At 67.5% G+C, this 17,484-nt stretch carries 17 protein-coding genes; 11 read left to right on the forward strand and 6 right to left on the reverse strand.

Annotated elements, in window-relative coordinates; translation table 11 throughout:
* Nucleotides 1–136: 136 nt before the first annotated feature.
* On the forward strand, nucleotides 137–589 hold the full coding sequence (locus V8246_RS09900; RefSeq protein WP_336188948.1) for a DUF6491 family protein: 453 nt from the start codon (nucleotides 137–139) through the stop codon (nucleotides 587–589).
* 16 nt (nucleotides 590–605) lie between these two features.
* On the opposite strand, the gene V8246_RS09905 is transcribed toward V8246_RS09900, so the two are convergent.
* The 3 genes from V8246_RS09905 to ftsY all read right to left on the reverse strand — a co-directional run bounded on the left by V8246_RS09905 (nucleotide 606) and on the right by ftsY (nucleotide 3,257).
* A complete protein-coding gene (locus V8246_RS09905) occupies nucleotides 606–875 on the reverse strand; it encodes an oxidative damage protection protein (protein ID WP_162110163.1) in 270 nt (89 codons plus the stop codon).
* A gap of 3 nt (nucleotides 876–878) precedes the next feature.
* Nucleotides 879–1,958, reverse strand: a complete 1,080-nt coding sequence (gene mutY / locus V8246_RS09910; RefSeq protein WP_336188949.1) for an A/G-specific adenine glycosylase — start codon at nucleotides 1,956–1,958, stop codon at nucleotides 879–881.
* Nucleotides 1,959–2,063: 105 nt separating this feature from the next.
* Nucleotides 2,064–3,257, reverse strand: coding sequence for a signal recognition particle-docking protein FtsY (gene ftsY / locus V8246_RS09915; protein WP_336188950.1), 1,194 nt, complete (start codon nucleotides 3,255–3,257; stop codon nucleotides 2,064–2,066).
* A gap of 123 nt (nucleotides 3,258–3,380) precedes the next feature.
* Between ftsY and V8246_RS09920 the strand changes: the two genes are divergently transcribed.
* Entirely contained in the window at nucleotides 3,381–3,680 is a 300-nt protein-coding gene (locus V8246_RS09920; RefSeq protein WP_336188951.1) for a hypothetical protein, read from the forward strand.
* Between the two features lie 211 nt (nucleotides 3,681–3,891).
* Here V8246_RS09920 and htpG read toward each other — a convergent pair whose 3' ends face one another.
* Nucleotides 3,892–5,790, reverse strand: a complete 1,899-nt coding sequence (gene htpG / locus V8246_RS09925) for a molecular chaperone HtpG (protein WP_336188952.1) — start codon at nucleotides 5,788–5,790, stop codon at nucleotides 3,892–3,894.
* A 140-nt stretch (nucleotides 5,791–5,930) separates the two neighbouring features.
* On the opposite strand from htpG, the gene rsmD reads away from it, so the two are divergent.
* The 6 genes from rsmD (at nucleotide 5,931) to V8246_RS09955 (ending at nucleotide 10,764) form a co-directional block, all read left to right on the forward strand.
* Nucleotides 5,931–6,575 carry a 16S rRNA (guanine(966)-N(2))-methyltransferase RsmD gene (gene rsmD, locus V8246_RS09930; protein ID WP_336188953.1) on the forward strand — a complete coding sequence of 215 codons (645 nt, stop codon included), beginning with the start codon at nucleotides 5,931–5,933 and terminating at the stop codon, nucleotides 6,573–6,575.
* A complete protein-coding gene (gene coaD, locus V8246_RS09935) occupies nucleotides 6,572–7,078 on the forward strand; it encodes a pantetheine-phosphate adenylyltransferase (RefSeq protein WP_185896750.1) in 507 nt (168 codons plus the stop codon). The genes rsmD and coaD overlap by 4 nt, the downstream gene beginning before the upstream one ends.
* A 44-nt stretch (nucleotides 7,079–7,122) precedes the next feature.
* Complete coding sequence (locus V8246_RS09940; RefSeq protein WP_185896749.1) at nucleotides 7,123–7,617, forward strand: hypothetical protein; 495 nt, start codon at nucleotides 7,123–7,125, stop codon at nucleotides 7,615–7,617.
* 194 nt (nucleotides 7,618–7,811) lie between these two features.
* The gene (locus V8246_RS09945; protein WP_055940809.1) at nucleotides 7,812–8,060 is read left to right on the forward strand and encodes a YfhL family 4Fe-4S dicluster ferredoxin; all 249 of its coding nucleotides are present in this window, start codon (nucleotides 7,812–7,814) and stop codon (nucleotides 8,058–8,060) included.
* Between the two features lie 48 nt (nucleotides 8,061–8,108).
* The gene (ggt, locus tag V8246_RS09950) at nucleotides 8,109–9,854 is read left to right on the forward strand and encodes a gamma-glutamyltransferase (protein WP_336188954.1); all 1,746 of its coding nucleotides are present in this window, start codon (nucleotides 8,109–8,111) and stop codon (nucleotides 9,852–9,854) included.
* A gap of 19 nt (nucleotides 9,855–9,873) precedes the next feature.
* The gene (locus V8246_RS09955) at nucleotides 9,874–10,764 is read left to right on the forward strand and encodes an MBL fold metallo-hydrolase (RefSeq protein ID WP_336188955.1); all 891 of its coding nucleotides are present in this window, start codon (nucleotides 9,874–9,876) and stop codon (nucleotides 10,762–10,764) included.
* A 99-nt stretch (nucleotides 10,765–10,863) separates the two neighbouring features.
* Here V8246_RS09955 and upp read toward each other — a convergent pair whose 3' ends face one another.
* A complete protein-coding gene (gene upp / locus V8246_RS09960; protein ID WP_336189089.1) occupies nucleotides 10,864–11,496 on the reverse strand; it encodes a uracil phosphoribosyltransferase in 633 nt (210 codons plus the stop codon).
* Nucleotides 11,497–11,615: 119 nt separating this feature from the next.
* Nucleotides 11,616–13,991, reverse strand: a complete 2,376-nt coding sequence (locus V8246_RS09965; protein ID WP_336188956.1) for a TonB-dependent receptor — start codon at nucleotides 13,989–13,991, stop codon at nucleotides 11,616–11,618.
* A gap of 216 nt (nucleotides 13,992–14,207) precedes the next feature.
* On the opposite strand from V8246_RS09965, the gene V8246_RS09970 reads away from it, so the two are divergent.
* The 3 genes from V8246_RS09970 to V8246_RS09980 all read left to right on the forward strand — a co-directional run bounded on the left by V8246_RS09970 (nucleotide 14,208) and on the right by V8246_RS09980 (nucleotide 17,423).
* On the forward strand, nucleotides 14,208–15,323 hold the full coding sequence (locus tag V8246_RS09970; protein ID WP_336189090.1) for a phytase: 1,116 nt from the start codon (nucleotides 14,208–14,210) through the stop codon (nucleotides 15,321–15,323).
* A 20-nt stretch (nucleotides 15,324–15,343) separates the two neighbouring features.
* Nucleotides 15,344–16,702 (forward strand): metallophosphoesterase family protein, encoded by a 1,359-nt coding sequence (locus V8246_RS09975; RefSeq protein ID WP_336188957.1) that lies wholly within the window; start codon nucleotides 15,344–15,346, stop codon nucleotides 16,700–16,702.
* A 115-nt stretch (nucleotides 16,703–16,817) separates the two neighbouring features.
* A complete protein-coding gene (locus V8246_RS09980) occupies nucleotides 16,818–17,423 on the forward strand; it encodes an inorganic diphosphatase (RefSeq protein ID WP_336188958.1) in 606 nt (201 codons plus the stop codon).
* Nucleotides 17,424–17,484: the final 61 nt, after the last annotated feature.

Here is a 17,484-nt window from a genome sequence, read left to right on the forward strand (position 1 = left end):
TGATACGGATCGGCGCGGGGGATGGCAAGCCGCACCACGGCTGAACGTGGCGCCGACCCCGGCGCGCCACCTGTCCACCCACGGCGCATCATCCGCGTTGTCGAAAGCCCCCACCGGAACGACAGGAGTCCGCCCCATGAAGCGCCTGATCCCCCTGGCCCTGCTGACCGCCACCCTGCTGGCGGGCTGCGCCACCGGCCCCAAGCTGAGCACCACCGAAAAGCTGGCCCTCTACCGCGACCACGCCGGCGAACCCGTCAAGGATTTCCGCTACTTCGGCACCCTCAACGGCTGGAGCCCCCTGGGCGACGCCGCCCTGGCCGTCTGGACCAAGCCCAGCGAAGCCTATCTGCTGGAACTGAGTGGCCGCTGCCCGGACCTGGAGTACGCCATGGCCATCAGCATCACCCAGTTCGGCAACCGCGTGTCGGCGCGCTTCGACGACGTGCTGCCGCTGGGCGCCGGCACTTCCAGCATCAAGATCCCCTGCCGCATCCAGACCATCCGCCCCCTCGACGTGAAGGCCTTGCGGGCGAGCGAGAAGGAACTGCGCGAGGCGTCGGCCGTGGAGCGCGAAACGAAATCCTGAAGCGCCGGGACACGCCCTATGGCGTGGGCACGTAGCCTGCCGGCTTCTCCGCGCCGCCGCCGAACAGGAACTTCTCCAGTTCTGTCTCCAGGAAGGCGCGGTGCTTGGGGTCGCGCGGCGACAGCCGGTTCTCGTTGATCAGCATGGTCTGGTGCGCCAGCCATGCCGCCCAGGCGGGCTTGCCGACGTTGGCGAAGATGCGCTTGCCCAGCTCGCCGGGATAAGGCACGAAATCCAGCCCTTCCGTTTCGCGTTGTTCGTACTGGCAGAAGACGGTGCGGGCCATCGGTCAATTCCCTAGCAGTTTGCGGATGGGCGCCGGCAGGCCCAGCGTGGCGAGTTCGCCGCGCGCGACCCAGCGCAGAGCTTGCCCCGTACTGGATACGGGGCCGTCATTGTCGCGCACCCGCTCGCGCAGGGCGACCTTGCGCAGCCGCAACGGCTGCAGGTACAGGCGGTAGTGGCTGAAGGTGTGCACCACCACCGGCAGCGTCTCGGCCGCGTCGTAGTCGCCTTTCGCCTCGCGCGCGAACCAGTCACGCATGTCCGCATCGGTATCGGCCTGCGGCAGTGTCCACAACGAGGCCCAGATGCCGGTTTCGGGGCGCCGTTGCAGCAGGATGTCGCCGGCGGGATTCTCCAGCCACAGCGCGGTGGCCTCGCGCTCGGGCAGCTGCTTCGACGGCTTCGATGTGGGCAGCGCGTCGACCAGGCCGTCACGGCGTGCCACGCAGTCTTCCTGCAGGGGACACACGGCGCAGGCCGGCTTTGCGCGCGTGCACAGGGTGGCGCCGAAGTCCATCTGCGCCTGGGTGTAATCGGCCTGGCGGCCGTCGGGTACGTCGCGCAGGTGCCGTTCCGCCAGCGCCCACAGCTGCTTTTCCACCGCCGGTAACCCGGGCCATCCTGCAATGCCATGAAAGCGGGCCAGTACGCGCTTGACGTTGCCGTCGAGGATGGCGAACCGGTCGTTCCAGGCCTGCGACAGGATCGCGCCGGCGGTGCTGCGACCGATCCCCGGCAGCGCGTGCAAGGCCTCGATGTCGCGCGGAAGTCCTCTACCGTGGTCGCGCACGCAGGCTTTCGCGGCCGCGTGCAGGTTGCGCGCTCGGGCGTAGTAGCCCAGCCCGGCCCAATGCGCCATCACGTCGTCGGTGGAGGCCGCGGCGAGATCAGGCAGGGTGGGGAAGCGTTCGATGAAACGCAGGAAGTACGGAATGACCGTCGCCACCTGTGTCTGCTGCAGCATGATTTCCGACAGCCATACGCGATACGGCGTGCGCGGATGCTGCCAGGGCAGGTCGTGGCGACCGTGGCGGTCGAACCAGGCCAGCAGGCGGGAGGCGAAGGTAAGGCGGTCGGAGATCATCCGGAAATGCACCTGTAGGAGCGGCCCATGGCCGCGATGCTCTTGCGCGATCGGAAGGGGAAAGCATCGCGGCCATGGGCCGCTCCTACAGGGGGTGTGGCGAGCTCAGCCGCCACCCAGCGCTTCCGGCAGCAGCGCATCGACGAAGGCTTCCGCATCGAACACCCGCAGGTCTTCCACGCGCTCGCCGATGCCGGCATAGCGGATGGGGATGCCGAACTCGCGCGCCAGGGCGAACACCACGCCGCCCTTCGCCGTACCGTCGAGCTTGGTGACCACCAGGCCGGTGACGCCGACGGCGGCGTGGAACTGGCGCAGCTGGGAGAGCGCGTTCTGCCCGGTGGTGCCGTCGATGACCATCAGCACCTCGTGTGGTGCGGTGTCGTCGATCTTGCCCAGCACCCGGCGGATCTTGCCCAGCTCGTTCATCAGGCCGGTCTGGGTGTGCAGGCGACCGGCGGTGTCGGCGATCAGCACATCGAAGCCGCGCGACTTGGCCGACTGCAATGCATCGAACGCGACCGACGCGGCATCCGCATCCTGGCCCTGCGCGACCACGGGCACGCCGTTGCGTTCGCCCCAGGTCTGCAGCTGGGCGACGGCCGCTGCGCGGAAGGTGTCGCCGGCGGCCAGCATCAGGCTGTGGCCATCTTGCTTGAAGCGGCGCGCCAACTTGCCGATGGTGGTGGTCTTGCCCACGCCATTGACGCCCACCGTCAGCACGACGAAGGGCTTGCGCGAAGCATCGATCACCAGCGGCTTGGCCACCGGCGCGATCAGCGCGATCAGGTCGGTGCGCAGGGCCTTCAGCAGCGCCTGCGCGTCGGCGAACTCGCGCTGTTTCATGCGCTTGCGCAGATCCTCGACGATCGCCGTGGTGGCAGGTACGCCCACGTCGGCGGTCAGCAGTGCGGTCTCGATCTCGTCCAGCAGGTCGTCGTCCAGGCGCGGATTGCGCGTGAACAGGCCGGCCAGCCCCAGTGCGGCGCTGGTGCGGCGCAGGCGGTCGCGCCAGCCGGATTTGCCTGCGGCGGCCGGGGGAACCGCATCGGCGGGCTCCCGATCTTCGGCCGGCACGGCGGGCGTGACGGGCGAGGCCACCGGTGCGGCCTCGAGGCTGGCCACTGCCGATGCGGGCACCGGTGCTTCCGCCGCCCGGTCGGAAGCGGGGTTCGTGTCCGCTGGCAGTGCTTCGCCCGGCGCGCGCGGGAAGGCGGCGGCGAGTTCCTCGGTACTGGGGCGGGTCTGGGCGGCGTCCGGGCCGTCCTGGGGCTTCTTGCGGCGGAAAAAACCGATCATTTCAGGGGGTATCTCGAAGAGTGCGACATGCTACCACCGGCCTGCCGGCGGACCGTGGACGCCGGGCTAAAGTGGGGCAGGCGGTGGCCGATATCGAGGCTGCAAACCCTCCGGAGTCATCGCATGGCCCCCATCGCCGGCATCGCCACCTCGGGCCTGCGCGCCGCCGCGCTGGGCATGCAGGCCGCGGCCCACAACCTCGCCAACCTGGCCACCCCGGACGCCGCGCGGCAGGCGGTGGTGCTGTCGGCCGGCCCGACGGGTGGCGTTGCGGCGGCCATGGTCGAGGCGTCCCCCGATCCGGCCGCTCCGGTCGAGGATGTGGCCGCCACGCTGAACTACAAGGCGATGGCCGGCGCCAACGTGTTCGTGCTGAAGGTCGCGGACCAGACGCTGGGCAGCTTGCTGGATGTCAGGGTCTGATGTCCTTCTCCCTGCGCTAGCGGGGAGAAGGTGCCCGAAGGGCGGATGAGGGGCGTTTTTTGCGCAAAGCGTGTTCTTGTAGCAAAACAGGTTGCTGGCCTGGATCGTCATCGGGCGCGTGGAAGTCTCTTGCCTCCGCTCGCCCCTCACCCGCCTTAGCACCCTCTCCTCGTTTCACGGGGAGAGGGGATGCGGCTGCTCAGCTGGCTGACTAGGCCGACAATTCCAGCAGCAGCGCATTGAGTCGCTTCACGTAGCCGGCCGGGTCCTTGAGGCTCTCGCCTGCGGCGAGCGCGGCCTGGTCGAACAGCACCCGGGTCAGGCTGTTGAAGCGGTTCGCGTCGCCCTCGGCGTCCAGTCGGGCGATCAGCGGGTGGTCGGGGTTGAACTCGAACACCGGCTTGCTCTCCGGCACCTGCTGGCCGCTGGCCTCCAGCAACTGGCGCATCTGCACGCCCAGGTCGCCCTGGCCCATGGCCAGGATCGCGGGCGAATCGGTCAGGCGGTGGGAGACGCGCACATCCGCCACGTCCAGGCCCAGCACCGTCTTCAGGCGTTCCACCAGCGCTTCCTTGGCCTTGGCGGTTTCCTCGTGGGCCTTCTTCTCGTCCTCGCTGTCCAGCGCGCCCAGGTCCAGGTCGCCGCGGGCGACGTCGGCGAAGGACTTGCCGTCGAACTCGCTCAGGTAGCCCATCATCCACTCGTCGACGCGGTCGGTGAGCAGCAGCACCTCGATGCCCTTCTTGCGGAAGATCTCAAGGTGCGGGCTGTCCTTCACCTGCGCGTACGCATCGCCGGTAAGGTAGTAGATCCGGTCCTGGCCCTCTTTCATGCGCGCCACGTAATCGGCCAGCGCCACGCTGGGTTCGCCGGAGGCGTCGTGGGTGGAGGCGAAGCGCAGCAGACCGGCGATCTTCTCGCGGTTGCCGTAGTCCTCGGCCGGGCCTTCCTTCAGCACCTGGCCGAAATGCTTCCAGAACGCCTTGTAGTCCTCCGGCTTGTCCTTGCTCAGCTTCTCCAGCATGTCGAGCGCGCGCTTGGTCAGTGCCGAGCGCATCGAATCGACCACCGGGCCCGACTGAAGGATCTCGCGGGAGACGTTGAGCGAAAGGTCGGACGAGTCCACCACGCCGCGCAGGAAGCGCAGGTACAGCGGCAGGAACTGTTCGGCCTGGTCCATGATGAAGACGCGTTGCACGTACAGCTTCAGGCCCTTGGCGCCGTCGCGGTGGTACAGGTCGAACGGCGCGCGGCCGGGCACGTACAGCAGCGAGGTGTACTCCAGCTTGCCTTCGACCTTGTTGTGGCTCCACGCCACCGGGTCGGTGAAGTCGTGGGCGATGTGCTTGTAGAACTCGGTGTACTCCTCGTCCTTGATCTCCGCCTTGGGTCGCGTCCACAGCGCGCTGGCCTTGTTGACGGCCTCCCATTCGGGCGCGGCGGGCTTGTCCTCGCCGTGGTACTCCTTCGGCATCTCGATGGGCAGGCCGACGTGGTCGGAGTACTTCTTGATGATGCCGCGCAGCTTCCAGCCGTCGGCGAAGCTTTCCTCGCCCTCCTTCAGGTGCAGCACGATGCGCGTGCCGCGCTCGGGCTTGTCGACCGTGGCCACCTCGAAGTCGCCTTCGCCCGCGCTGGACCAGTGCACGCCCTCGCTGGCGGGCAGGCCGGCGCGACGGCTGAACACATCCACGCGGTCGGCCACGATGAAGGCGCTGTAGAAGCCCACGCCGAACTGGCCGATCAGGTTGGCGTCCTTCTTCTGGTCGCCGCTGAGGGCGCGCAGGAACTCGCCGGTGCCGGACTTGGCGATGGTGCCCAAGTGCGCGACGGCCTCGTCGCGGCTCATGCCGATGCCGTTGTCGTCGATGGTGACCGTGCGCGCGTCGGCGTCGAAGCCGATGCGGATGCGCAGGCTGGGGTCTTCCTCCAGCAGCTTCGGGTCCTTCAGCGCTTCGAACCGCAGCTTGTCGGCGGCGTCGGCGGCGTTGGAGACCAGCTCGCGCAGGAAGATCTCCTTGTTCGAGTACAGCGAGTGGATCATCAGCTGCAGCAGCTGCTTCACTTCGGCCTGGAAGCCCAGTGTTTCCTTGCGGGTTTCGGTGGTCATCGTGGTCGTGCTCCGTGGATCGGTTGCGGGCCGCAGGCTGCGGCCGATGGGTTCCGGTGTATGGGCCGGGCCCGGCTTTCTCAACCGTGCGACCCGCGCGGGGGACGTATCATGCGGGACCTCCCATCACCGTCTTGCCGATGGCCCGCAGCCCCCGCCGCTCCCCTCCAGCCCCTGCATCCGCGCCGCGCGGAAGCGGCCAGGTGCGGATCATCGGTGGCCGCTGGCGGGGCACGAAGCTGGCGGTGCCGGACCGTCCCGGCCTGCGCCCCAGCAGCGACCGCGTGCGCGAGACCCTGTTCAACTGGCTGATGCCGGTGCTGCCGGGCGCGCGGGTACTGGACCTGTTCGCCGGGACCGGTGCACTGGGGCTGGAGGCCCTGTCCCGGGGAGCCGTACACGCCACCCTGGTGGAGCGCGACCCCGGCCTGGCGGCCGCGCTGCGCGACGCGTGCATGCGCCTGGGCGCCCAGGCGACGGTGGTGGCGCAGGACGCGCTGACGTGGCTGGCAGGACAGCAGGCGACCTTCGATCTGGTCTTCCTGGACCCGCCGTTCGCCGACGGACTGTGGGAACCGGCGCTGGCGTCGCTGCAGCCGCGCCTGGCGACGGGTGCGTGGGTCTACGTGGAGTCGCCGGCCGGGACGGTGCCACCCGTGCCGCCGGGCTGGGCCCTGCATCGCCAGGGCCAGACGCGCGACGTGCGTTACGCCCTGTACCGCGCCCCGGCCCCGCAGGGCGCTGGTACACTGCGCCACGACGATTCGCCGGCGACGACTGAATGACTGTGGCACGCAACCGGACGGCGGTGTATCCCGGCACGTTCGACCCCATCACCAACGGGCATATCGACCTGATCGACCGCGCCGCACCGCTGTTCGAGCGGGTGATCATCGGCGTGGCCGAAAGCCCGGGCAAGGGCCCGGCGCTGCCGCTGGCCCAGCGCGTGGCGCTGGCCCGCGACGCGGTGGCCCGGCACCCCCACGTGGAGGTGCGCGGCTTCGACGGGCTGCTGGCCCATTTCGTGAAGGAGGTCGGCGGCGGCGTGCTGCTGCGCGGCCTGCGCGCCGTGTCCGACTTCGAGTACGAGTTCCAGCTGGCCAGCATGAACCGCCACCTGATTCCCGAGGTGGAAACGCTGTTCCTCACGCCCGCCGAGCAGTACGGCTTCATTTCCTCGTCGCTGGTGCGCGAGATCGCGCGCCTGGGCGGCGACGTGTCCGGTTTCGTGCCGCCGGCGGTGGTCGCCGCGCTCAAGGCACAATGGCAGTCACAAAAGGGCGCCTGAGCGCCCGCATTCCGACAACAGATCCAACAGGAGGGGGAACACCCATGAAGAACATCGCAACCCGCATGCTGCTGACCGCCTGCCTCGTGCTGCCGTTCGCGGCGTGCAAGAAGCAGGACGAAGCCCCGGCCGAGCCGGCCGAAGTCGCCCTGGTGGCGCCGACCACGACCGAAGACGGCCCGTGGAAGGAATACCTGAGCAAGGTGGTCGACGCCAACATGGGCACGATCACCAACACCCCGTACGTCTACTACCTGCCGGCCGAGACCGATCCGGAGTTCGAAGCCAAGTACGGCCGCCAGCTGGAGCAGGCCAAGGGCGCGGTGGCGCGTGGCGTGACCAGCGGCAACCTGATCGCGTTCGGTTCGCCGTCCAGCGTCAAGATCGCGGACCTGGCCGTGGCCGCGTTCGCCGGCGTGGAAGCCGACACCTTCAAGGGTGTGCGCATCCTGTTCATCGGCAAGGCCGAGGACAGCGAGCGCGTGAAGACCGCGGTGGCCCCTAGCGGCGCCGAGTACGTGTTCGTCGAAGCCAAGTGACCTTCCGGCGCGTGGCCGCCGCATGGCGGCCACGCCTTTGCCGGAAGGTCATCCCCGCGCAGGCGGGGATCCAGTGACTTTCAGTCGGGCCCTACAACCATCCTGCAGCGACGGGGCATCGGAATGAACGCTGCCGACGAATACCGGATGAAAGTCACTGGGTCCCGGCTTGCGCCGGGATGACGGCAATCCCTATGTCCCTCAAGATCAACGAGCTCTGCGTCAACTGCGATGTCTGCGAGCCGGCCTGTCCCAACCAGGCCATCTCGATGGGCGAGACGATCTACGTGATCGATCCGGCGCGCTGCACCGAATGCGTCGGTCATCATGACGAACCGCAATGTGTCGTCGTGTGCCCGGTGGAGTGCATCGATCCCGATCCGGCGTATCCTGAGACCCACGAAGCACTGCTGGCGAAGATGCTGCGGCTGCAGGCCGGCTGATCCGCTCCGCTGGCGGTGTTCCGTGCCGGTTATCGTCCAGGAGACATCGTGATCCAGCGCCATCTGTTCGCCCTGCTGTTGCTCGTCGCGTTCGTGCCCGCCGCACCGGCGGCCGACGCCGTCCGTCCGTCCGCCCCGGCGCATCCGCCCGGCGTCGCCATCGCCAGCGCGCACACCCTCGCCACGCAGGCGGGGCTGGATGTCATCGCGCAGGGCGGCAACGCCTTCGACGCGGCCATCGCGGTGTCGTCCACGCTGTCGGTGGTAGAGCCGATCAGTTCGGGCCTGGGTGGCGGCGGATTCTTCCTGCTGCACGACGGCAAGACCGGCAAGGACGTCTTCATCGATGCGCGCGAAACCGCGCCCGCGGCTGCGACGCCGGACAAGTACCTGCTGCCGAACGGCGAATTCGACCGCGACCGCGCAGAAAACGGTCCCTGGGCCGCCGGCATTCCTGGCCTGCCGGCCGCCTTCGTCCATCTGGCTGAAAAATACGGCCGGTTGCCCTTGGCGACTTCGCTCGCGCCCGCGATACGCGCGGCCCGCGAAGGCTTCTCCGTCTATGCACGCATGGCGCGTGGCTACCAGGCGCGCCGCGAAGTGATGGAACGGTACAAGGGCACGCGCGCGGTCTTCCTCGTGAACGGACAGCCGATCAAGGAAGGCGACCTCTTCAGGCAGCCGGACCTGGCGCGCACCCTGGAACGCCTGGCTGCACAGGGTTTCGACGGTTTCTACAAGGGCGAAACCGCGAAGCGCCTGCTGGCCGGCGTGAAGGCCGAAGGCGGGCAGTGGACGGCGAAGGAACTGGCCGGCTATACGGTACGCGAGCGTGCGCCGCTGACGTTCCAGTACAACGACTGGAAGGTGACCACCGCGCCGCCGCCGTCGTCCGGCGGCGTGGCGCTGACGCAGATGCTGCAGATCCTGGACGCCTACGACCTGTCGAAGCTCGACGAGGCGCAGCGCACGCACCTGATCGTCGAGTCGATGCGTCGCGCCTTCCGCGATCGCACGTTCTATCTGGGCGATCCGGACTTCGTGCAGATCCCGATGAAGACGCTGACCAGCCCGTACTACGCGGCCGGCCTGCGCGCGACGATCAACCCGCAGAGGGCGACGCCCAGCGACCAGCTGTCGGGCCAGCAGACGCCGCTGGAGGATGAGGAAACCACCCACTTCTCCATCATCGACGCCGAGGGCAACCGCGTCGCCGGTACCCAGACCGTCAATCTGCTGTACGGCTCGGGCCTGATCCCGCCGGGCACGGGCGTGCTGCTGAACAACGAGATGGACGACTTCGCGCTGAAGCCCGGCACGCCGAACGCCTTCGGCGTGATGGGCTACGACGCCAATGCGCCCAAGCCCGGCAAGCGCATGCTCAGCTCGATGACACCGACCTTCCTGGAGTCGCCGCAGAAGGTCGCCGTGCTGGGGACGCCGGGTGGCAGCCGCATCATCACCATGGTGCTGCTGGGCATCCTGGGCTACGACGCGGGGCTGGAGCCGCAGGCGGTCGCCGCGCTGCCGCGCTTCCACCACCAGTGGATGCCGGACCTGATCGAGATGGAGACCGACGCACTCAGCCCCGGTACGCAGCAGACGCTGGAGGCGATGGGCCACAGGTTCAAGGTGCCGGGCAACGCCGCACAGGGCGGTCGCGGTTCCAGCCATGTCTGGGGAAACCTGCAGACGGTGGAATGGGACAAGACCACCAACACCCTGATGGGTGGCAGCGACCCGCGCAATCCGGTCGGCGCCGCCAAGGTCGTCGAGTCGGCCCCGTCGCGCTGAGAGGCGTAGAATCCGGGCCATGAAACTCTGGTCGCTGCTGGGCAATTCCCAGAAACTCGATGGCGGCGCGATGTTCGGCAACGCGCCGCGCGCCATGTGGGAAAAATGGTCGCCGCCCGATGCGGAGAACCGCATCGAGCTGGCCTGCCGCGCGCTGCTGGCGCAGCCGCTCAACGGCAAGACGGTGCTGTTCGAGACCGGCATCGGCGCGTTCTTCGAGCCGAAGCTGCGCGCACGCTTCGGCGTGCAGGAAGACCGCCACGTACTGCTGAATTCGCTGCGCGAGGCCGGCTTCACCCATGAGGACATCGACGTGGTGGTGCTCAGCCACCTCCACTTCGACCACGCCGGCGGCCTGCTGGCACCGTGGCAGGATGGCCGTGCGCCGGAGCTGCTGTTCCCGAACGCGACTTTCATCGTCGGCGCCGAGCATTGGCAGCGTGCGCTGAAGCCGCACCCGCGCGACCGCGCCAGTTTCATCCCGGAACTTCAGCCGCTGCTGGAAGCCAGTGGACGGCTGGAGCTCGTGTCGGGCGAGCACTCGCACGCGCTGGGCGACGCGGTCCGTTTCAGCTTCAGCGATGGCCATACGCCGGGGCTGATGCTGGCCGAAATCGTCGGCGCCGAACGCATCGACGGCCAGCCGCACGGCGGCGTGGTGTTCTGCGCCGACCTGATCCCCGGCCGCTCCTGGGTGCACGTGCCCATCACCATGGGCTACGACCGCAATGCCGAACTGCTGATCGACGAGAAACGCGCCTTCCTGGAAGACAAGCTCGTCCGCAACGTCCATCTGTTCTTCACCCACGACCCGGGGTGCGCACTGGCGCAGGTCACCCGCGACGAGAAGGGCAGGTTCGGCGTCGCCCATGAGGTAGCGGAACTGCACGCTCGATCCCTGGCGGCGTGACGTCCGAAGCCGCGGGAGCGACGCGAGTCGCGACGGAGCGATATCTTCGCGACTTACGTCGCTCCCACAACAAGAAACGTCGCTACGACCGATGAAGTTTCAGACGATCCGCGTACCGAAGATGCGATCCCCCGCATCGCCGAGCCCCGGCAGGATGTAACCCTTGTCGTTGAGGCGTTCGTCGATGGCCGCGGTGTAGACCTCGACATCGGGATGCACGGCTTCCAGCGCCTTCAGGCCCTCGGGAGCGGCGACCAGGAAAATGCCCTTGATCCGTTTCGCCCCCGCGCGCTTGAGCATGTCGATGGTCGCGATCAGGGTGCCGCCGGTGGCCAACATCGGGTCCAGGATCAGCGCATCGCGTTCCTCCAGCCGCCCGGTCAGCTTTTCGAAGTAGGGCACGGGCTGCAGGGTTTCCTCGTCGCGCTGCAGGCCCACCACGCTGACGCGTGCGGTGGGGATGAGTGCCAGCACGCCGGGCAGCATGCCCAGGCCGGCGCGCAGGATGGGCACCAGGGTGATCTTGGCGCCGGCGATCTTCTTCACCTGCACCGGACCCGCCCAGCCCGCCATGGTTTCGGTGGTCAGCTCCAGGTCGGCCGTCGCCTCGTAGGCCAGCAGCGTGCCCAGTTCGGTCACCAGTTCGCGAAAATCCTTGGTGTTGAGGCCGGTGTTCCGCAGCAGGCCGATCTTGTGCTGGACGAGGGGGTGGCGGACTTCGACGGTCTTCATGGCGAGGGCAGGGCGGCTGGCGATGCGGGAAGTCTGCATCAAACACGGCTGCCCCACAAAGCAGAAAGCCGGCATGCGCCGGCTTGCTGCCTGGAGCATGGAGATGCTGCAGATCCGGATCAGAACGCCCAGCGCATGACCAGTTGATAGCTCGGGCCGGCTTCCTCGGTTTCCAGCTCGTACTCGTCGTAGTCGCGGTCGATCTGGTCCTGCAGGGTGTCGAACTTGTCGAAGAACTCGTCCTTGCTGGCATCCAGCAGGTTGTTGGCACTCAGGCGCACGGAGACATTCGTGCCGAAGCGCTTCTCGACGAAGACGTCCAGTTCGCCGCCGTAACGGATGAGCACTTCTTCACCCAGCAGGCGCGTGTAGGCGTCGCCCTGCTTGCGGTAGGTCGCGCCGAAGCTGGCGCCCAGGGTCGGCAGATCGTGGATGAAGCCGATGTTGTAGACCGACTTGGCCTGGTCGTTGAAGCGGCGCTCGCCCAGGAAGTCGTCCACCTTGGACTTGACCCACGAGTAGTTGGCGAAGATGCCGGTGTTCTCAAGGCCGATGGCCGACAGCGGCGTGGACACGTCGAACTCGAAGCCGTAAACCTTGCCGTCGCCGACGTTGGAGGACGTGTACAGCCAGCTCGACGCCGGCTCCTGCGCCATCGCATCGGCCAGGTCGACGGCGTCGCCGTCCTCGATCATCTCTTCCCAGGTGTCCTGCATCTCTTCGCTGGGCACACCGGTATTGATGATCTCGATCAGGTCCTTCACGTCGCGGTAGAAGAAGTTCACGCCGACCACGCCCTTGCGCCCGAGGCGATGCTCGAAGCCGAGGTCCAGGCCATTGGCGGTCTCCGGATCCAGTTCCGGGTTGCCGATGTAGTCGTTGTCGCCGAACTCGCCGTCCAGCAGGGCCGGCAGTAGTTCGTTGAAGTTCGGGCGCTTGATGGTCTTGGCCAGCGACAGGCTGATGCGGTCGGCATCGCCCAGGTTCCAGCGTAGGTTCACCGACGGCAGCAGTTCGTTGTAGTCCTTGCTGACGCGGCCTTCGCTTTCGTCATCCTCGAGATACTCGACCTCCGACTTGGTGGTCTCGTAACGCAGACCGGCTTCCCACGAGAAAGCGTCACCCTTGCCGCTGAGCATGATGTACGGGTCCAGGCGCTTTTCCTCGATCACGGAAGCCACGCTGCCGTCCAGGTCGTAGTCCGCCAGGAGCGCCGGGGTCTGGCCTTCCTCCTCGGCCTCCCACTCGTACGTGACGAGCAGGCCTTCACGCTTCTTGGTGCGGTAGTCCACGCCGAACTCCAGTTCGGCGCCGCCCAGCGGGCGCGCATGGGTCAGCCGGAAGCCGGTTTCGGCGTCCTTGGCGGTGACGGATTCGGCTTCATAGACGGTTTCGTCCCACTCCGCGTCCGCCGGGATGCTCCAGGTGTCGTCCCAGTTCTCCGCACCGCTCACGTAAACCTGCTCGCCTTCCGTTGTGGCCTGCGAGTTCTCGAAGCGGGCATAGTCCACACTCACGGCGGTCCTGCCGCCGGCCATGTCGAACGTGTACTCCGCGCCGATGCCGTAGTTCTTCTGGTCGTACGGGTCGCGGCCCGGCACGCGGATGTTGACGGTCTCGTCGTCGTCCAGTTCCTCTTCGAACGACACCTCGGTGACATCGCGATCGGTCTTCACGTAGAAGCCGTCGATGCTGAAGCGTCCGGTGTCGCCCACGTCCGCGGTATAGGACAGGTTGGCCGAGTAGTCGCGCCCGTCCTTGACCTCGGTCTGGTCTTCCCAGCTGACCTTCTCTTCACGCGTACTGTCGGTGAAGCGGTCCGAGCGCTTGGTCTTGGCGCGGTAGCGGTCCTGCACGTTCACGCCGGCCAGCAGGCGCCCGCCGAGCGCTTCGAACGAGGTCACGGCGCCGAAGGTCGGGTTGATCTCGCCATCGTCCCAGCGGTTCACGCCGACGCGGATGTAGCTGCCGGTGAACTCGTAGGCATCGCGCAGCACGATGTTGATCGCGCCGGCCATCGCATCGCCGCTGCGGTTAGCGCTGGCGCTGCGCTTGATCTCGATGTGGTCCACCATCTCCGCGGGGATGCGGTCGACATAGAACGAGCGGTCGTCGCCGGCGCCCGGCACTTTCTTGCCGTTGATCAGCACCTGCGTATAGCCACCGCCCAGGCCGCGCAGCTGCACGCCGTCGTATTCCATGATGTCCGAGCCGACGAAGCCCACGCCCGGCACGCGCTTGAGCATGTCGCCCACGGTGTTGGGCTCGAAGCGCTGGAAATACTCCAGGTCGTAGACCAGGGTCGGCGCGATGTCGTCGGTGCGGTCGCGGTAGGCGATCTCGGCCTGCACCACCACCGTGTCCAGTTGCTTGGGATCGCCTGCGGTGCCCGCGTCCGGCGCCTGGTTCTGGGCGGAGGCAGCGAGGCTGGCCGGAAGCAGGGCAGCGCAGAACAGCGCCTGCGCGAGCGAGGCGGCCAAGGCATTGCGTTTCATGTGTGTCGTCCCCGTGACGAAAATAAACGGCACTTTGTAAGCACGTCACATGGCGGCCACATGACAGGCAGGTTCCCGCGCGATGACAGGTAATTGCGTGCAGTGCGCTGACACGAAAATGTCATCACGCCTGCGTAGAACATGGCAGTTTGTTGACGCCTACATGTCATGGGGAACCCGGTGAAACCACGTCTCGTCCTGCTTGCCATCCCTCTCCTGCTGGCCGCCTGCGGCGGCAAGCCCGATGCGCCGGTTGCGGCCGACCCGGTGGCACAGGCGCCTGCGCGCGAGAAAGAGCCCGACGAGAACGTCGAGAAGGATCCGCTGCTGAGCGAGGCGAAGATCGCCCACGTCGTGGTGCCTGAAGCCTTCATCACCCCCGCGACGCCGGCGGAGAACGTCGATTCGCCCGCGAGTTGGCGCGCGCGCGATGGGACGCGCTGGCTGATCGCCACCGCCAAGGACACGCACCGCCTGGTCGTCTACGACGGCAGCACGGGCAAGCAACTGCGCACCGTGTCCGGCCCGGGCAGCGAGCTCGGGCAGATGCAGCGGCCGAACGGGATCGCGGTGATCGACGATCTGGTGTTGGTGGTCGAGCGCGACAATCGGCGCGTGCAGGTGTTCCAGTTGCCGGACTTCAAGCCGCTGCTGGCGTTCGGCGCGGACGAGCTGAAACAGCCGTACGGCCTGTGGGTCCGTCCGCAGAAGGACGCCTACGAGGTGATCGTCAGCGACAACTACATGTCGCCGCAGAACGAGGACCTGCCGCCGCCGCTGGCCGAGCTGGGCCAGCGCTTCAAGCGGTATCACCTGCAGCGCGCCGAGGGCGGCTGGAAGGCCACGCTTGCCGACACTTTTGGCGACACCGGCGAAGCCGGCGCGATCCGCATCGCGGAGTCGGTGTTCGGCGATGCCGCGAACGACCGTCTGTTGCTTGCGGAGGAGGACGTCGCCGTCGGCACGCGCCTGCGCGAGTACGGCCTGGATGGCACCTATCGCGGCCGCGACATCGGTGCGGACCTGTTCAAGGCGCAGGCCGAGGGCATGGCGCTGGCGCAGTGCGCGGACGGCACCGGCTACTGGGTCGCGACCGACCAGTTCAAGGACCGTAGCGTGTTCCATGTGTTCGACCGCACCACACTGGTATACAAGGGCGCGTTCGCGGGCAACAGGACCGCGAACACCGATGGCGTATGGCTGGACCAGAGCGCCGATGCGCGCTTCCCGCAGGGCGCGTTCTATGCCGTGGACGATGACCAGGCGGTGGCGGCGTTCGATTGGCGCGATATAGCGAAGGCGCTGTCATTGCCGGAGTGCCGTGCGGAATGAAGCGTGCAGGGGATGCAGGAATGAGGTGGGTGCTGTCCGCGTTGTTGCTGGGCCTCTGCGCGACGACCCTGGCGCAGGAAGCGCGCCGGCCCGAACCGAACACGCGCGTGCCCAAGGGCGTGGTGCGTTACACGCCGAGCGGCTTTCCAGACCGTATCGTGGCCTCGCCCGCGCAGGATGCGTCCACGGGCTTCTCGGTGGCCTGGCGCACCGACACGCGCGTCAGTGCGCCGCAGCTGGAGATCGTCGTCGCCGGCGACTCGCCCGACATGGGCGAGCCGCGCCGGATCGAGGCGACCAGTACGCCGCTGAAGACCGAGAACGGCGAAGCCCACCACCATCGCGCGGACGTCGACGGCCTGCAGCCCGACACGCTGTACGCCTGGCGCGTACAGGGTGACCGCACCTGGAGCGCCTGGCATCACACCCGCACGGCGGCCGCGGCGACTGCGCCGCTCACGCTGCTGTACTTCGGCGACACCCAGAACAAGAACGTCAGCCTGACCACGCGGGTGGTGCGCGAAGCGATGCGCGCGGCACCGGAGGCGCGCCTTGCCCTGTTTGCCGGCGACCTGGTCAGCGGCGGCGATGGCGAGGACGACACCGAGTGGGGCGAGTGGTTCGAAGCCAACGAGGTGTTGCCGACCTCGCTGGTCGTGGCGCCGGCGCCGGGTAATCACGAGTACTTCGAGGAGTTCGAGGACACGCCGCAGGAGCGCCGCGTGCTGGGCGCGCACTGGCCGGTGACGTTCGCGCTGCCGGGTAATGGCGTGGCGCAGGCCAGGCGCACGACGTACTGGTTCGACTACCAGGACGTGCGCGTGGTCGTGATCGATGGCACCTCCGCGCTCGATCTGGGTACGGCGAAGGCGCAGGCCGCGTGGCTGGACCAGGCACTGGCGTCGAATCCGCACCGTTGGAGCATCGTGCTGACCCATCAGCCGTTCTTCTCCCCGCGCGAAGGGCGCGACAACGTGCTGCTGCGCCAGCACCTGCTGCCGGTGATCCGCAAGCGCAAGGTGGACCTGGTGCTGCAGGGCCACGACCATGTCTACGGCCGGCGGAAGAACGAAGCGCCGACACCTGTGTTCGTCGTGTCGGTCACCGGCGCCAAGCAGTACCGGCTCTCCGAGGAAGCACGCAAGACCATGCGGCCCGTCGCCGAGGACACCCAGTTGTTCCAGATACTGCGCTTCGACGGTCCGCGCCTGCGTTACGAAGCGCGCACGGCGACAGGTCGCCTCTACGATGCCTTCGACCTTGTCGATGGCGGTGCGGCCGGCAAGCAGCTTGTCGAGCATGCGGAAGGCCGCATCGAAGAACGTACCTGCACCCGTGCCGAGACCCTGAAGGGCCGCGCCGACCGATGCTGGGAATGACCCCTTTCCCGTCGAGCCGAGCTTGCTCGGCTCCGCGCAGCCTTATGTATCGCCGATCCACTCGATAGCAGCGGAGCAAGCTCCGCTCTCCGGTTTCCCTCTACAGGAGTCGACCATGAAGCACGTTGCCGCCGTCGCCTTGCTTCTGCTCTGCGCGAGCGCCTCCGCGCGCGAAGCCCATATCCGCCACCCGTTCCTCGCCCAGCAGCCCAAGTCGGCGCCGGAAGAGATGTTGCTGGCCGTGGAAATCCCGGCGGGCAGCTTCACCAAGTACGAGATCAACGATGAGGGGCTGGTCTTCGTCGACCGGTTCCAGTCGATGCCGGTGGCGTATCCGGCCAATTACGGGTCGATGCCGCGCACGCTCGCCGGCGACGGCGATCCGCTGGACGCGCTGGTACTGACGCGCGAGCCCCTGCATCCGGGCGTGCTGGTGAGGTTCCGACCGATCGGCGTGCTGCGCATGCTCGACGACGGCGAGCACGACGAGAAGATCATCGGCGTGCCCAGCGACAAGGTCGATCCCACCTATGCCGGCATCCGCGACCTGGCCGACCTGCCGCAGATCGAACGGGATCGCATCGAGGCGTTCTTCCGTGTCTACAAAGATCTGCCGAAAGGGCGCAATCCGGTCCAGCTCAACGGCTATGGCGATGCAAAGGAAGCGAAGGCGGTGATCCAGGCCTCGCTGGAGCGCTTCGGCCAGTTGGCGAACGACTGAGACGCCCCTCCTGCAACGAGAAAGGCGAGCCGAGGCTCGCCTTCTTCTGAAACACTGGCGG

The organism is Pseudoxanthomonas sp. F11, assembly GCF_037046485.1.
Classification (GTDB): Bacteria; Pseudomonadota; Gammaproteobacteria; order Xanthomonadales; family Xanthomonadaceae; genus Pseudoxanthomonas_A.

Coding starts and splice junctions, on each gene's coding strand:
- rsmD (WP_336188953.1), top strand. CDS start 5,931: ATGGCCCGCAGCCCCCGCCGCTCCCCTCCAGCCCCTGCATCCGCGCCG.
- coaD (WP_185896750.1), top strand. CDS start 6,572: ATGACTGTGGCACGCAACCGGACGGCGGTGTATCCCGGCACGTTCGAC.
- V8246_RS09900 (WP_336188948.1), top strand. CDS start 137: ATGAAGCGCCTGATCCCCCTGGCCCTGCTGACCGCCACCCTGCTGGCG.
- ftsY (WP_336188950.1), bottom strand. CDS start 3,257: ATGATCGGTTTTTTCCGCCGCAAGAAGCCCCAGGACGGCCCGGACGCC.
- V8246_RS09955 (WP_336188955.1), top strand. CDS start 9,874: ATGAAACTCTGGTCGCTGCTGGGCAATTCCCAGAAACTCGATGGCGGC.
- V8246_RS09940 (WP_185896749.1), top strand. CDS start 7,123: ATGAAGAACATCGCAACCCGCATGCTGCTGACCGCCTGCCTCGTGCTG.
- V8246_RS09975 (WP_336188957.1), top strand. CDS start 15,344: ATGAGGTGGGTGCTGTCCGCGTTGTTGCTGGGCCTCTGCGCGACGACC.
- V8246_RS09980 (WP_336188958.1), top strand. CDS start 16,818: ATGAAGCACGTTGCCGCCGTCGCCTTGCTTCTGCTCTGCGCGAGCGCC.
- V8246_RS09965 (WP_336188956.1), bottom strand. CDS start 13,991: ATGAAACGCAATGCCTTGGCCGCCTCGCTCGCGCAGGCGCTGTTCTGC.
- V8246_RS09905 (WP_162110163.1), bottom strand. CDS start 875: ATGGCCCGCACCGTCTTCTGCCAGTACGAACAACGCGAAACGGAAGGG.
- V8246_RS09945 (WP_055940809.1), top strand. CDS start 7,812: ATGTCCCTCAAGATCAACGAGCTCTGCGTCAACTGCGATGTCTGCGAG.
- mutY (WP_336188949.1), bottom strand. CDS start 1,958: ATGATCTCCGACCGCCTTACCTTCGCCTCCCGCCTGCTGGCCTGGTTC.
- upp (WP_336189089.1), bottom strand. CDS start 11,496: ATGAAGACCGTCGAAGTCCGCCACCCCCTCGTCCAGCACAAGATCGGC.
- htpG (WP_336188952.1), bottom strand. CDS start 5,790: ATGACCACCGAAACCCGCAAGGAAACACTGGGCTTCCAGGCCGAAGTG.
- V8246_RS09920 (WP_336188951.1), top strand. CDS start 3,381: ATGGCCCCCATCGCCGGCATCGCCACCTCGGGCCTGCGCGCCGCCGCG.